The organism is Bradyrhizobium sp. SSBR45G, from assembly GCF_030159255.1.
Lineage (GTDB): Bacteria > Pseudomonadota > Alphaproteobacteria > Rhizobiales > Xanthobacteraceae > Bradyrhizobium.
This window is the reverse complement of record NZ_BSCT01000048.1, coordinates 1-15110: the sequence shown is the minus strand read 5'-3', so window position 1 is coordinate 15110 and position 15110 is coordinate 1. Positions and strand designations below refer to the sequence as shown.

Sequence of the window (15110 nt, the reverse complement as noted above, 5' to 3'; positions counted from 1 at the left end):
TTAGGTTGATCGGATGTTGCGCGCGCCTTTTCTGGTTGCCGTTTTGGCAGCGTCGTTTGAATAAATTCGTTTGAGCAGACGAGGATCGAGACATGGATCCTGTGATAGTTGTGCTGATCGTCGCTTTCATCATTCTCGTCCTGACCGCAGTCCTCCGGTCCTGGTGGCAGCCTCCGGCGAGCCAAGTGCCGCCCGACGTCGACGATCACGCGCTGCGGCGGATCGAGGTACAAGATCGAATCCGACAGACAAACTTCCAGATCCTGACCACCTTGGGACTCGGAGCGACGTTCACGATCACGCTCTTGCAGTTCTGGGTCTCCATCGAGCATTGGCGTACCGATTTCGAATCCAAATCGGCCCAGGACCGCGCTGCGCAGTACATCGAAGCCGTCAAGCAGATCGATCATGCTTCGGCACCGACATCACCCCCCGGTTCAGGTGCTACGGATGGTTCTGCCACCAGCGTCGCGTCCATCCGCACCCTGGTCTTTCTCGGCACACGGTATCCCGACGAATATCATGAACAGGCGCATTCGATCTTGTCCGCGTATGTGCTTTCAAAGACGCTGAGCAAACACGTCTTGAAGGAGTCGCAGGAATGTCGGAACGACTTCGGGCTGTCGGCGACGGCGTTTCAGGAACTCCTGAATTCGGAGCAGATGAAGAAGGACAAAGGCAACGAGGTGCCACAGGATCGGGAAGAGCCATCTCCTGGTGTGCAATCTGCGATGCACGCCATTGGCGATCCCAAATTCTCACGCTTCCGTCTGCACCGCGACGGAGAAGGCTGTAGCTCACCTCTGGACGAGTCCTACGCCCTCAAGCTTGAGCACGCGATCTTCGACAATCTCGATCTGAGCGGCCGCGACCTGTCGTGCGCCCTGCTGTCGCAGACGAAATTCAGACGGGCCAGCTTGAACCAGGCAAATCTGTCCCATTCGGATCTTCGCGGCGCTGACTTCTCCGATTTCCACATCCCCGGAACGCCGGCCTGGACAGGCACGATCCGGGACCGCCTGTACAGCAAGGACGTCACCGCAGCTCCGCCTGAATGGAAGAAATACAGGTGCTGGGTCGCCGATCTGCGCGGAGCCGACCTTTCTCATGCCAATCTGGAAGGCGCGATCCTGGCCGGCGCCGACCTGACGGACGCCAATCTGACAAGCGCCAACCTCTGCCGGGTCGACGTCAGTCGCGCAAATTTCTCCGGAGCAAAGGTGACATCTGCCCAACTTCGGGATGCCTGCGCAGGGAAGCCCGGCAGCGACGACACGACTCGCCGTGAAGCCCAGCCCGTCGGCGTATCTGAGCCCGTTCGGGTCTGTGGCCAGTATACGTGCCAAGCCGAGCTGCAAAGAAATGCCAGCAGTCTTCCTTCCGGCCAGCCAGAATGAGATCGAGTGGCATCGACCGCATTCCACCCTCTCCTTTGATCTCTCGACGTTCGTACGACGCCTGGTCAGGCGGCGGGTGCAAGCCGAGACGTCCACGCCGGCTGATTGCCCCGGCTACCACCAGTTCGGCTGCACCGGCCGGTAATAGGTCGGGGGCGGACCGCGCCGGCGGGGCGGGGCCACGGGCTGGCCGTCCCAGCTGCGCTGGAAGAAATTGCCGAAGCCGTCATCGTAGCCGTCACCGCTGGCGACATCGACATTGGTGGTCGGCCGGCGCGTGATGAAGCCGCCCTGCGGCTGATTGCTCAGCACCGCAACGAACTCGGTGCGATAATTCGTCTCGCTCGACAGCGGCTCGTCCGAGACGATGATCGAGGAGCGCGCCACCGCCGTCGGTGCGATCCGGGCCAGCACATCCTTCGGAATGGTGATGCGGTCCAGCGCGTCCTTGGCATCGTCGCCGTCATCGATCGTGACGGCGGTCCAGCGCAGCCCGGCGCCGTTCTGCGCGACCGCCGTGAACACATGGGTGCCGAGCGGCCGGTCGGGGTCGCGGATCGTGACCGGCGACTCGATCGAGGTGTCGAACTCCTCGCCGCCGCCGTCGCGCGCCGGCTTGTGCGTGTTGCGCCTGACATACAGCATCTGCGTCGAGCGGCTGATGTAGACCGACACCGGCTCGACCGCGAGCTTCGCCTCGGTCGCCGCCTTGCTGGCATCCGTCTTCCTCGCCGCAGCCGCCTTGGCGGCCTCCTTCGTCGTGGTCGCAGCAGTGAGCCTGGCGCTCGTGTCCGATCGGGCTGCGTCGAGCTGCGCCGCGGCGTCGGCCGCCTTGGCCGCGGCCTTCTGCTTCGCATCCTCGGCCTGCGCCTTCGCCTGATCGGTCTTGGCGGCGGCAAGCTTCCTGTCAGCGAATTTCAGCTCGGCATCGGCGCGGACCTTCGCCTGCTCGAGCTTGCGCAGCGCAGCCTTCAGCGATTTCGCGTCGCGCTCGGCCGCCACCGCGGCGGCCTTGGCCTCATCTGCGGTCTTCGCGGCATCCTCGGCCTCGCGGCCGAGTGTCGCAGCGCGCGAGGGTGCGGCGGCCAGCGCCTCGGCGCTCGGGTTGAACAGAGCGGGGTGCGAGAACTCGACCGGCGCCGCATCGCCGGGCGCGATGATGACGCGCATGCCGATCCAGGTCCGTTCGAACAGCTTCTCGGCGAAACCATAGGGCATGCGGACGCAACCGTGCGAGGCGGCGTAGCCCGGCAGCGGCCCGCCATGCAGCGCGACGCCGTTCCAGGTGATGCGCTGCATGTTCGGCATCCAGGCATCGTCATAGAGCGTCGAGTGGTGGTCCTTGTCCTTCTCGATGATCGCGAACACACCGGCCGGCGTTTCGCGGCCGGAGACGCCGGTCGAGACCGGCGCCCGCCAGATCCAGCCCTCGGAATCGTAGAAGGTGACCTTCTGGGTCTTGATCGACACGATCGCCATGATCGGATCGCCATGCGCGCGCGGCGCCGTCGCCTCGATCACGGGTGCGGGCCGCGCCTGACGCGCGATGGCGCTGCCCCCTGGCAGAGCCAAGACCGCCAGCGCCGCAAGCACCATCAAGCCTGGTCCCCGACGCCGCCTCGTCGCGATGGCCCGAGCTCCCGTGGATCGTGTCACCATGCCGTGTCCCGCTTCAATGCTGTTCATCCGCCGCCGCGCGATCGGCGCGGGAGGATTTATAAGCTCGATTACGTCTTGGGGTGAAGTGAGGCGAAGTCTCACCAGAGCTGCGGCGCCCGCCGGGTCGTAATTGTGTCGAATTCTGGCGCACGGCGTGACGCGTCGTTGCCCGCTGCTTGATTCGCTCACCCCTTTCCCCGTCTTATCCATTCATCAAGCCGTTGCTGATGCATTAACGCCGAACTCCGCCGTGGAGGTCCCTCATCCACACGGAAGCCGCGTTCCATGAGACGCACGCCTGGCGGTGCCCGTTCACTGCAAGCCGACTCCGCCGGCGGACTGGCCGACCGACCGTTCGCTGTCGAACCGGTTCCAGGAGGCTGCAGGACGGTTGCATCATGGCGTTGAAGATTGTCGGCCGGCTGACCTGGGCAATCGTCGGCACGAGTTCCTCCGCAGCGGACAGCCGATCGAGACGAACCTGCGGCGCGGCCATGTGCGCCTCAAACTCCGACAGGCTTGGCCAATCTGGCGACACGCCTCATCGAGCTGCGGCACTAGCTGTCCGGCGCGTCGATAGCGCTGCGCGCATCCTGCAAATCGCAACCCTCCACTCATTTTTGCGGCCGTCAGCTTGCGGGCGAGTTGCTGCAATCCCATGCTTTATCGAGAAAGATGGCAGGCGACGTCGTCCTCTTCGACGCCTGGTCGTCATGAGGAGACGTGACCTTGCCCGATCCCCGCGATTTTCACACACCGCAATCGTCCTACACCAAGGAGGATCTCCTCCGATCCAGTGAGGGCGGCTATTTCGGCCCGGGCAATGCGCAGCTGCCGGCGCCGCCAATGCTGATGATGGATCGGATCACCGAGCTGAGGCTCGACGGCGGCCGCTACGGCAAAGGGCGGATCGTCGCCGAACTGGACATCACGCCCCGCCTCTGGTTCTTCGACTGCCTGTTCCGCGGCGATCCGGTGATGCCGGGCTGTCTCGGCCTCGATGCGATGTGGCAGATGGTCGGCTACTGGCTCGGCTGGTCGGGCTCGCCCGGCAAGGGCCGCGCCACCGGCGTCGGCGAGGTCAGCTTCAAGGGCCAGATCACGCCGGACGTCACCTGCGTGCGCTACGAAGTCGACATGCGCCAGGTCAAGCGCGGCCGCCTCGTGCTCGGCATCGCCGATGGACGCGTGCTGGCGGACGGCACGCCCGTCTATGAGGCCAATGCCATGAAGGTGGCGCTTGTTGGCGCAACCGGCTGAGAATCGGTCTCGGCGGCGGCGCTGTCAGTAGACCAATCTTCCAAGGGAACATGAGCAAACATTTTATTCTGATCCCGGGCCCAATGGTCCGTGCGTGCAGTTGGCACCCAACGGCAAGCCATCTCCATCGGGCCGGATTTTCGGTGCAGGTGCCGGACCTACTCGCGCATTGCACGACACCACCGGCATGGCACGCATGGTCCCGTCACCTGCTCGATCAGCTCATGCCGACCGATGCTCCTGTCCTTGTCGGCCACAGCTCTGCAAGCACTTTGGCTGCCGAATTGGCGACGAAGCTGCCCGCGCGCGGGATCATCATCGTCGATGGCGACATCCCGCCGGCGCAAGGCCGTGCACCGCCGGTCCGGCCCGCCCTACGCGATTTCATCCGCAACCTCGCACGCGCGGATGGAACGCTGCCGGTCTGGTCACGCTGGTTCGAGCAACATCCGGAGCGCGCCGCGCTGATCGGCCTGGATCGCCTGTCTCAGCGCCCCGGGGCTTTCGCGGCGTTTGAGAGCGGATTGCCCACGATGCATGTCGACTGGTTCGATGACTCGGTCGAACTGGCGCGATGGGACCACGTACCGGCCGGCTTCATTCAGGCCTCGCCCATCTACGATCATGCGACAGCCGAGGCGCTGAGGCGCGGCTGGCCGGTCGAGCGGCTGAACGGCACGCATCTTCACCCGACCCTTTGTCCGGCAGAGACAGCACAGGCTATCCTGAAGATCACGGATCAACTCATAACCTGAGCCAGTGGAACTCAGCTCACAACTGCTTCTCGAAGAACAGGTCCGGATACGGATCGTCGTTGAAGCGGGCGATCTCGGTCCAGCCGGTTTTGCGATAGAGCTGCATGGCCTCGCCGAGCGCGCTGTTGGTGTCCAGCCGCAGCGTCGTGATGGACAGCGCCCGCGCGGCGTCCTCGGCGGCCTGCATCAGTCGGCGGCCGAGGCCGAGACCGCGTGCGGACGGCGCGACCCAGAGACGCTTGATCTCGGCGACGGCGCCGCCATTGCCCTTCAGCCCGACGCAGCCGAGCGGCAGGCCGTCGGACAGCGCGACGAAGAACGCGCCGCGGGGCGAAATCATGTCGGCAGCATCGGGATCACGCGACAGGGTCACGTCGAAGCCGCGTTCGAAACGGCGCGACAGCTCGGCGTAATATTCGCCGAGGCAGTGGCGTGACGGCTCTGCCCGCGGGTCGGTCTGTTCGATGCTGATCCGGTTGCGGGCGAGCGCGGCGGCGACCATGTCCATGGCGGCCAGCAGCGCATCGGGCTGGCTGGTGCGCGCGAGCATCTGCTCGGCCTGCGCATTGGACAGCGTCTCATAAGCCTCGAACTCGCGCCGGCCGGCGGCGGTGAGCCGGACGATGCGGCGGCGCGCGTCGTCCGGATGCGGCTTCGTCGTGACGAGCTCTTCGTCCTCGAGGCTGCGCAGAAACCGGCTCATCAGTCCGGAGTCGAGCGCGAGATAGTCGCGCAGGTCGGCGACGTCGCTGCGGCCATGACCGATCGCGTTGAGCACGCGCGCCGCGCCGAGCGGCCGGCCGCGCCCCAGGAACGAGGTGTCGAGCGCGCCGACCTCCGAGGTGACGGCGCGATTGAAGCGGCGGACGCGGGAGATGGGATCGAGCATGATATCTGACTTAGGTCAGATATTTCATTCTGTCAATTATGAGAGACGGCGCCTCCTCACTCACCGCCGTCATCATCCGCGCAGGCGGATGATCCAGTACGCCGCGGCGTCTCGATCATGCACGAGCGCCTCTCAATATTGGATGGTCCGCCTGCGCGGACGATGACGGTTGGGGAGACGATCGACGCCATCGTGACGGCGCGGAGCTACGTAAACGCACGCAATCTTAGCCGCCCGCTACATGCGACGCCCCCCACAAACAAAAAGGGCGGCCCGGCCGCCGGCCGAAGCCGGATGCCGAACCGCCAGGCTTTCCCCGGGAGGAACTCAGATCAGTTCAACAGCTTCGCGACGTTGTCCTTGGTCACGAGGTCGAGGCCGGTGTAGATCACCTCCGGCACCTTCTCGCCCTTCTTGATCGCGAGCAGTGCGTCCATCGACTTCTCGCCCATCTCGAACGGGCGCTGGCCGGTGAGCGCGTTGGAATAGCCGTCGCGCAGCAGCTCGAGCTGCATCTTCAGGGTATCGGCGACGACCAGCGTCAGCTTGCCGGCGTCGATGTCCTTCTTGTTCTTGTTGACGAAGGCCTTGTAGCCTTCGGGCGCGAACATCGGCCAGCCGCCGACCGGAACGATCGCCGCGAGATCGGGCGTCGCGGTGCGCAGATCCGTCATCTGCTGCACGGCGAGTGCGGAATCGTCGTTGCAGAACGTCGGCGAGCCCGCGACTTCCGTCCACTTCGAGCCCTTCAGAGCCTCACGCACGCCATCGACACGCTCAGCAAGGTTCTTGGCGCCCGGGCCGCCCGAGACCATGGCGTATTTGCCGCCATCGGGCCGAAGCTCGCGCAGTTGCTTGCCGAGCGCCAGACCGAAATCCTTGTTGTTGGTGCCGATATAGGCGAGCCGCTTGGAGCCCGGCGCGTCCGCGTCGAAGGTGATGACGGGGATGCCGGCCGCAGCCGCGGCATCGATCGACTTGGTCATCGCGGCAACGTCGGCCACCGAGATCGCCAGGCCGTCGACCTTCTGGGTGATGAAGTCCTGGATGATCTGCGCCTGCGTGGCGGGCTCGTGCTCGATCGGGCCCTTGTAGATGCACTCGACATTGCCGAGCTCCTTGGCCCGCTTCATGCAGCCGTCGCGGGCGACGTCGAAGAACGGGTTGTTCATCGCCTTCGGCACCACGGCGAAGCGATATTTGGTCTCGGCTTGCGCCGGGCCCACCAAGATCGCGAGCGATGCGACCGCAAACAGCAACTTTCTCATGGCTTCCCTCCTCCATGTCTATCCGGATGATTGTCTGTTCCGGGAGCGGATAGACGTGAACAGTCACATCCCGGACAGTATCTCGTCGCAGCAACCTTCGTCGCAGCAGCCTTCGTCACAACAGTCTTGCGCGGATGCGATCGACCAGCACGGCGGCGATGATGATCACGCCGACCAGCGTCTGCTGCCAGTAGGAGTTGACCTGCGCCAGCACCAGCCCGTTCCTGATGACCTCGAGCAGCACGCAGCCGACGATGGCGCCGAGCGGACCGCCGATGCCGCCGGCGAGATTGGCGCCGCCGATCACGGCCGCCGCGATCACGTTGAGCTCATAGGACGTCGCCATGTTGGCCGGCGCCGAGCCGAGCCAGCCGGAAATGATGATGCCCTGCAGGCCGGCGGCGACCGCGCCGATCACATAGACCTCGATCTTGACGCGCGTCACCGAGATGCCCGTCAGCTCCGCGGCCTTCTCGTTGCCGCCGATCGCGAACACATGGCGGCCGAACGCGCTGTGATGCAGCACTACGGCCATCACCAGCGCCAGCGCGATCAGGTAGATGAACGGCGCAGGCACGTCATAGACATCGCCGGAGGTGAGTGCGTAGAAATAATCGGCGTCGGGACCGCCGGGGAAGCTGCCCCGGCCGTTGGAAATGACGTAGGCGAGACCGCGCACGATCGACAGCATGCCGAGCGTGGTCACGAACGGCGACAGGCCGATGACGGCAATGCATATGCCGTTGACGAGCCCGACGAGCACCGACACGGCGAGGCCCGCCAGCACCGAAACGATCAGGATCAGGCCGGGCACGTTGGCGACCACGGTCTTGCCGTCGGCCGCGAGATGCACGAACAGCGACGACAGCGGCGCGCCGGGGGTCGACAGCGTCACCATCACCATGGAGGTGATCATCGCCGCGAAGCACATCAGCGAGCCGACGGAGAGGTCGATGCCGCCGGTGATGATCACGAAGGTGATGCCGAGCGTGGCGATGGCGATGAAGGAGAAGTTCTTGGCGACGTTCTGCAGATTGCCTTCCGTGAGGAAATAAGGGCTGGCGAAGCTCATCAGGATGATGAGCGCGATCAGCGCCAGGGTCACGTAGGCCGTCTGCGAGGCGAACACGCCGCGATTCCACCATCTGATGGCACCGACATTGGTGAAGGTGACTTCGCTGCTCGGCACCGGAGTCTCCGAAGGAACAGACATCACGCAGCCTCCTTTGCGCCAGTGATCAGCGCGGTGACCTCGTCCGGGCTGGTCTGGCCGACCGGCTTGTCCGCCTTCTTCTCGCCGCGCCGCATGACGACGACGCGATCACACACCGCAAAGATGTCGGGCATGCGGTGCGAGATCAGGATCACGGCGATGCCCTGCTCCTTGAGGCGGTGGATCAGGCTCAGCACCTGCTCGACCTGGCGCACCGAGATCGCAGCCGTCGGCTCGTCCATCATCACGAGCTTCGCGTTGGACAGCCGCGTGCGCGCGATCGCCACCGCCTGGCGCTGGCCGCCCGACATGTCCTTGACGAGGTCGTGCGGCCGCGTCTCCGAGCGCAGCTCGCGGAACAGCTCCAGCGCGCGCGCCTCCATGCCCTTGTGGTCGAGCAGCACCAGCGGACCGAAATTGCGCTTCAGCTCGCGGCCGAGAAAGACGTTGGCCGCGGCGGTGAGATTGTTGGCGAGCGCGAGATCCTGGTAGACCACCTCGATGCCGATGCTGCGCGAATCCATCGGGCGATGGAAATGCACCTCGCGGCCGCAGAATTGGATGGTGCCCTGGCTCGGCGGAAAATTGCCGGCGATGATGCGCACCAGGGTCGACTTGCCGGCGCCATTGTCGCCCATCAGGCCGACCACCTCGCCGGCGCCGATCGTGAGATCAACGCCGTGCAGCGCGCGGATCGCGCCGAACTGCTTGCCGATGCCTTTCAGCTCCAGCACCGGCTGCGCAGCCGTGCTGATCGCCGCGGCCATCGTTTCGTTGGTCATTGCGCGCAGGCTGCTGTTATCAGACATAGCGGTTCACCACGCTTTCGAGATATTCCTGCCGGCCGGAGCGCGGCTGCGGATCGAGGCCGGTGTTGACGGCGCGGTCGGCGAGCTCGGCGAGCGAACGGCGGCCGGCGAGGATCGCCTGCCCCTCCTCAGCCTCCCAGCCGGCATAGCGGGCCGTGAGCGGCGCCGTCAGCGCCTCCTCTTCCAGCATCGCGTCCGCCGCAATCAAGGCCCGCGCGCAGGCATCCATCGAGCCGACATGGGCGTGCAGCAGATCGTCCGGATCGATCGACTGCCGCCGGATCTTGGCATCGAAGTTCAACCCGCCAGTGGTGAAGCCGCCGCCCTTGAGCATGTCGTGGAACACCAGCGCCAGCTCGGGCACGTTCATCGCGAACTGGTCGGTGTCCCAGCCCAGCAGATCGTCGCCGCGGTTGATGTCGAGCGAGCCGAACACGCCGAGCGCCTGCGCCAGGGCGATTTCGTGCTGGAACGAATGGCCGGCGAGGATGGCGTGGTTCTGCTCGATGTTGAGCTTGACGTCGTCAAGCAGATCATAGCGCTGCAGGAAGCCGTAGCAGGTGGCGACGTCGAAATCATACTGATGCTTGGTCGGCTCCTTCGGCTTCGGCTCGATCAGCAGCGGGCCCTTGAAGCCGATCTTGTGCTTGTGTTCGACGACCAGCGCGACGAAACGGCCGAGCTGGTCGAGCTCGCGCTTCAAATCGGTGTTGAGCAGGGTCTCATAGCCCTCGCGGCCGCCCCACAGCACGTAGTTGGCGCCGCCGAGCCGATGCGTCACCTCGAGCGCGGCGCGCACCTGGCCGGCCGCATAGGTGAAGACATCCGGATCGGGGTTGGTCGCGGCGCCCGCCATGTAGCGGCGATGCGAGAACAGGTTCGCCGTGCCCCACAGCAGCCGCACCTTGGCCGAGGCCATCTTCTGCTCGAACAGGTCGCCGATGGCGTTGAGGTTGGCAACCGACTCCTTCAGCGTCGCGCCCTCCGGCGCGGCGTCGACGTCGTGGAAGGTGAAGAACGGCACGTCGAGCAGGCGGAACAGCTCGAAGGCAACGTCGGCCTTGGCGCGCGCCATTGCGAGCGCGTCGTTGCCGTGCTGCCACGGCCGCAGAAACGTCTCGCCGCCGAACGGATCGCTGCCCGGCCAGCAGAACGAATGCCAGTAGCAGACCGCGAAGCGCAGATGATCCTCCATCCGCTTGCCGCGGATGATCCGGTCCTTGTCGTACCAGCGGAACGACAGCGGGCTGCGCGACTCCGGGCCGCCATAGGCCACGGTCGCGCCGGTCTGGAAGAAGGGAGCCTGGACGTTCACGGGTGACACTCCTTGAGAGCAGGATAGAGCTTGCGCCAATGCGCATAGGCGTCGTCATAGGCGGCGCGCTGTGCGGCACGCGGGGTGAAACTTTGCAGCCGCCGCGGCTTGCGACAGACCTCAGCGGGCGCGGCGCCGGTCGCAGCGAGGCGGCCGAGCCGTGCCGCGCCGATGGCGGCGCCGACCTCGCCCTCCTCGACGCGGTGCACGGTGACACCGAGCACGTCGGCCATGATCTGCGCCCACAGCAGAGAGCGCGAGCCGCCGCCGACGAGATCGATCTCGGGAATCGGCTGCGCGCTGCGGCCAAGCGCGGCGAGCATGTCACGCGCGGCAAAGGCCACGCCTTCCAGCACCGCCTGCACGAGATCGCTACGCGACGCCGCGCTGCGCAGGCCGACAAGGGCACCGGCGGCATGCGCGTCATTATGCGGCGTCCGCTCGCCGTCGAGATAAGGCAGGAACTGCACCGGGCTCGGGCGCGCAACGCTCGTCCCGAGCGGCGCCAGCAGCTCGGCTTCCGGCATTTCGAGAATGCGGGCGAGCCAGGACAGCGAGGCCGCCGCCGACAGCATCACGCCCATCTGGTGCCAGAGCCCGCCGAGCGCATGGCAGAAGGCGTGCACGGCGGCCTCCGGCGCCGGCGCGAAGCGGTCGGTGACGCGGAACAGCACGCCCGATGTGCCGAGCGACAGGAACGCATCGCCGGGCGTGATCGCGCCGAGGCCGATCGCGCTGGCGGCATTGTCGCCGGCGCCGCCGGCGATCACGACATCGCCGCTCATGCCCCAGCGCTGCGCCAGCTCGCGCGACAACATCGCGCTCGGCTCGTTACCTTCGACCAGCCGCGGCATGTGAGCGAGACCGAGTCCCGTCGCCGCCAGCAGCGCCTCGGACCAGCGCCGCGCGCCGACGTCGAGCCACAATGTGCCGGCGGCATCCGACATGTCCTCGACCATCTCGCCGGACAGCCGATAGCGCACATAGGCCTTCGGCAGCAGCACCTTCGCGACGTCAGCAAAGATCTTCGGTTCGTGCTTCGCCACCCAGACGAGCTTCGGCGCGGTGAAGCCGGGCATTGCGAGATTGCCGGCGATCGCGTGCAGCTGCGGACAGCGCCGCTCCAGCTCGGCGCATTCGCCTTGCGAGCGGCCGTCGTTCCACAGGATCGCCGGACGCAGCGGCCGGCCATCGCGGCCGAGCAAGGTGGCGCCATGCATCTGGCCGGACAGGCCGATGCCGCGCACGGCCGCCAGCTCGCGCGGATGGAGGCGGGCGAGATCGTCGACGGCGCCAAGCGTCGCCTCGACCCAGTGATCCGGATTCTGCTCCGACCACAGCGGCTGCGGATGCGACAGCGCCAGCGGACGCGACGCGCTCGCGACCAGCGCGCCCGACTCGTCCTCCAGCACGGCCTTCACGCCGGATGTGCCGACATCCAGTCCGAGAAACACGACTCACTCCTCCCACACGGGTCACCCGGTCGTGAGCGATCTGCGTCGCTTCGAAACCTGGGCCCACTCATTTCACGTCCGTCTACTTCCATGACTGGTTCGACCGCGTCAGCCGCGGCCGCCCAGCTTACGGCAGATTGTCCCGCATCACGATGTCGATGCGGATCATTTCCTGTTCGCTCAGGATCGGCTCGCCGCGCGCCAGCGCCAGCAGCACACGCACCGCGGAGCGCGCCTCGTGCCCCGGGTTCTGCGAGATCGCAGCATCCATCACGCCATTCAAAAGCAGCTTGCGCGTCACCGCGGTCACGTCGTGCCCGACGAAGGCGACGTCGCCGGCGCGTCCGGACTCCGTTAGCGCCTTGGCGACGCCTGCCGTGCCGGCGCCCACATTGTAGAGACCGATGATGTCGCGATGCGCGGCCAGCAGCTGGCGCATGAGGTGCTCTGAACGATCATCCTCGTCATGCCCCTCAGCGACCGCTAAAACCTCGAGTTGTCGAAACTCACCCGCCATCACCTGGCTGAAGCCGAAGATGCGCTCGGCATGGTCGCGCAGGGCCTGCGACCCCGCCATGATCGCGATCCGCCCCGTCCTGCCGCCGGCGAAACGCCCGACCAGCGCGCCTGCGGTCCGGCCCGCCGCGATATTGTCGATGCCGACATAATGGTGCCGCCGCGACGACGGCACGTCCGACACCAGCGTCACCACCTTGGCTCCGGACTCGACGAGATCGTTGATCGCCGCGCGCACGCTCGGATGGTCGAGTGCGACCACGGCGGCGCCGTCGACCCGGCCGACCAGATCTTCGAGCTTGCCGGCCAGCACGGCCGGATCGAACACATCGGTGGTCACAACATCGACTGAGAGCCGGCGCGCGGCCATCCAGCTCGCCATCTCGCCGAGCTGCACCTGGATCTGCTGCATGAACGGGTTGGCGCCGGAGGGCATCACGAAAGCGAAGCGCCTCGCACGCGCACGCGCCAGCTCGGAGGCCGCCGCATGCGGCTGGAACGCGCTGCGCGTCATCGCATCCTTGACGCGCCGCACCGTGTCCGGACGCACGCCCGGCCGATTGTGCAGCACGCGATCGACCGTGGCGAGGCTCACGCCCGCCTGCCGCGCAATGTCCCGCAATGTCAGCGGTGCGTCCATGCTCCTCCCCTTGAGGTTGAGGAACTTAGCGCTATTTTTGAGGTGCGCAACTCATTTTTGAGGGGCGCGTGTGATCCGTGGCTGCGAATTCAGGCGGCCGTGCCGCGACGTCGAACCTCATCATATGGACGGTGTGTCGGGTCGGGCGCAGGCGCCGCCTCGCGTCCTGCCCCACGACCCTAATCGATCCTCTGGCCACCGGAGACACCGGAGATGCAGCACGGATTGGCCCGCGCGCGCGGCACAACGCGCTTCAGCCAGCAGCGAGCCGGCGGCTGCTGCAGCCCGTGCCAGAAGGTCGGCGCCTTGACGTAGGTCCAGGCGCGACATCGCGGCATCTCGCGGGTACAGGTCTGCCGGCAGGCCTGCGCATCGTCGAACGTGTCGAAACTGCGGTAGTCGCCGCCGGGACGGTCGATACTGGTGGAGAAGGCGTCGTTCGCCGAAGCGGGCGAGGCAAGCAGCGAAACGAGCAGAACCGCCGTCGCGGCCGTCGAGTGACGAAGATGCATGGCAGCCTCCTGTCAACTTGCGCGTTTATATAAGAAGCGCCTGGTCGCGCTTTGTCAAACCCCCGCCTTTCCTTAAGCAGCAAACTCCATGGATCTGGACAATTCAGCAGATGACCAAACCGCCACACGAGCGCTCGGATCAGAATATGCCTTCGAGCCCAGAGCACTCCCGTCGTGTGCAGCCATACCAACGCGAATTGACGAAAACCGGTGTGTGGCGCGGACTCTCGCGAATGAACTCGCACCTGTCGAACGCAGTTTCGACGACGACACAATTCTCGACCTTGCATGGACCCTGGAGATTATCGAGCACGAAGCGGCAGTCTTCGAAGCGGCAGACCACGAGCTCGCAGCTGCCCAATGACGTGCCGCGGAAGATGCAGCTCTTGAAGGTGGTGTGCGAGATCAGCGTTGTATTGAACAGACCCCGGTACCAGTCGACCTCGCGCAGTTCACAGCCCAACAGCGCGCCACCGATCATCTGCCCTTCGATCTCGAGCTGAGCGAAGTTGCACCAGCGAAACACGGCGTCATCCCACGAGCGGCCGCGTGGCGGACCGGTCTCCGGCCCGAACGTCTCGTGCTCGATCAACATGCGGCATCTCTGCTCCTGGACTCCGCGGGCCGGCCGCGTTCCGTCGGACATTGAATGCGATCTGACCGCACCCTTCAAGAAATTTCCGTTTCCCAGAAGATTTCTCTTTCGCTTATTCGGAATTCGTGCTTATCTCCCGCCATCCCGCCTCAACGAAAGGGGCGTTGCGCGCGATCGTCACGACACGCGAGGCGGGGATGCGGTGGCCGCGAGGGTTCGCAGCAGGCTCGATGAGGGCATGCGGACGAACGATCCCTTGCGGACGTGAAGTCGCAGCGTCCTGACACCCCGAAGCTGGTGTTACGTTCGCGACGGCGCCAACGCGCCGTGCGGATCATGGTGGCCAGAAAGCCCGGCGCACCAGGGAGACTGCGTATAAGCGTGAGACCATCGCGCAGGGAATGCCGGTGATCGGCTGCACCTGTGGTACCTGCCGCCTGCATTTTTTTCGCAGGCGGGCCATGGGTGAGGCCTTCACCCGGCATTCCCTGCGCCCTCTCATCTCGAGAGGGACGACCTGATCGCAGAGCTCGGGCCTGATCAGCCGCGAGATGACGTCCTCATGTCAATCGCTGTTTGAGCCGTGAATCCGATTGCCCCACCACTGTCCTCCCGGGCAAGCCGTGACGCGCAACGCGCGTAGCGGCGCCGACTAGTGATCCACGCGGTGGCAAACGCCGGCGCGAGGTCCGAACGACCAGCCTGCCTCAAATCGCTCCGGGGCGGGGGATGGGTCCTGGCTCAAGGCCGAGACGACAGCGGAGCTCGTAGCTTGCCGTAGAGCTTGTGAGCCAATTTGAGTTCGCAGCTGAGCTTACGCCGCGGGGG

The 15110-nt window shown here is 65.7% G+C and carries 13 protein-coding genes; 3 read left to right on the top strand and 10 right to left on the bottom strand.

Features of this window, described 5'->3' with window-relative positions:
• Positions 1-92: 92 nt before the first annotated feature.
• Positions 93-1397, top strand: coding sequence for a pentapeptide repeat-containing protein (locus QQL87_RS33655; RefSeq protein ID WP_284423440.1), 1305 nt, complete (start codon positions 93-95; stop codon positions 1395-1397).
• Between the two features lie 114 nt (positions 1398-1511).
• Here the strand turns inward: QQL87_RS33655 and QQL87_RS33650 are convergent, their stop codons facing one another.
• Positions 1512-3056, bottom strand: coding sequence for a L,D-transpeptidase (locus QQL87_RS33650; protein WP_284423439.1), 1545 nt, complete (start codon positions 3054-3056; stop codon positions 1512-1514).
• A 729-nt stretch (positions 3057-3785) separates the two neighbouring features.
• On the opposite strand from QQL87_RS33650, the gene fabA reads away from it, so the two are divergent.
• Both fabA and QQL87_RS33640 read left to right on the top strand, forming a co-directional pair.
• On the top strand, positions 3786-4316 hold the full coding sequence (gene fabA, locus QQL87_RS33645; RefSeq protein WP_284423438.1) for a bifunctional 3-hydroxydecanoyl-ACP dehydratase/trans-2-decenoyl-ACP isomerase: 531 nt from the start codon (positions 3786-3788) through the stop codon (positions 4314-4316).
• A 50-nt stretch (positions 4317-4366) separates the two neighbouring features.
• Complete coding sequence (locus QQL87_RS33640; protein ID WP_284423437.1) at positions 4367-5071, top strand: alpha/beta fold hydrolase; 705 nt, start codon at positions 4367-4369, stop codon at positions 5069-5071.
• A 16-nt stretch (positions 5072-5087) separates the two neighbouring features.
• Here QQL87_RS33640 and QQL87_RS33635 read toward each other — a convergent pair whose 3' ends face one another.
• The 9 genes from QQL87_RS33635 to QQL87_RS33595 form a co-directional block, all read right to left on the bottom strand.
• On the bottom strand, positions 5088-5960 hold the full coding sequence (locus QQL87_RS33635) for a bifunctional helix-turn-helix transcriptional regulator/GNAT family N-acetyltransferase (protein ID WP_284423436.1): 873 nt from the start codon (positions 5958-5960) through the stop codon (positions 5088-5090).
• Positions 5961-6292: 332 nt separating this feature from the next.
• Positions 6293-7228, bottom strand: coding sequence for a sugar-binding protein (locus QQL87_RS33630; protein WP_284423435.1), 936 nt, complete (start codon positions 7226-7228; stop codon positions 6293-6295).
• Positions 7229-7343: 115 nt separating this feature from the next.
• Positions 7344-8441 (bottom strand): ABC transporter permease, encoded by a 1098-nt coding sequence (locus tag QQL87_RS33625; RefSeq protein ID WP_284423434.1) that lies wholly within the window; start codon positions 8439-8441, stop codon positions 7344-7346.
• On the bottom strand, positions 8441-9223 hold the full coding sequence (locus tag QQL87_RS33620) for an ATP-binding cassette domain-containing protein (RefSeq protein WP_284423433.1): 783 nt from the start codon (positions 9221-9223) through the stop codon (positions 8441-8443). Before QQL87_RS33620 ends, QQL87_RS33625 begins: the two co-directional genes overlap by 1 nt.
• Before the next feature lie 19 nt (positions 9224-9242).
• A complete protein-coding gene (gene xylA, locus QQL87_RS33615; protein WP_284423432.1) occupies positions 9243-10565 on the bottom strand; it encodes a xylose isomerase in 1323 nt (440 codons plus the stop codon).
• Positions 10562-12019: a xylulokinase gene (gene xylB / locus QQL87_RS33610; RefSeq protein WP_284423431.1), complete on the bottom strand. Its 1458-nt coding sequence runs from the start codon at positions 12017-12019 to the stop codon at positions 10562-10564. The genes xylA and xylB overlap by 4 nt, the downstream gene beginning before the upstream one ends.
• A 127-nt stretch (positions 12020-12146) precedes the next feature.
• Positions 12147-13175, bottom strand: coding sequence for a LacI family DNA-binding transcriptional regulator (locus QQL87_RS33605; protein ID WP_284423430.1), 1029 nt, complete (start codon positions 13173-13175; stop codon positions 12147-12149).
• A gap of 179 nt (positions 13176-13354) precedes the next feature.
• Positions 13355-13687 carry a PAN domain-containing protein gene (locus tag QQL87_RS33600; protein ID WP_284423429.1) on the bottom strand — a complete coding sequence of 111 codons (333 nt, stop codon included), beginning with the start codon at positions 13685-13687 and terminating at the stop codon, positions 13355-13357.
• Positions 13688-13826: 139 nt separating this feature from the next.
• Complete coding sequence (locus QQL87_RS33595; RefSeq protein WP_284423428.1) at positions 13827-14282, bottom strand: pentapeptide repeat-containing protein; 456 nt, start codon at positions 14280-14282, stop codon at positions 13827-13829.
• Positions 14283-15110: the final 828 nt, after the last annotated feature.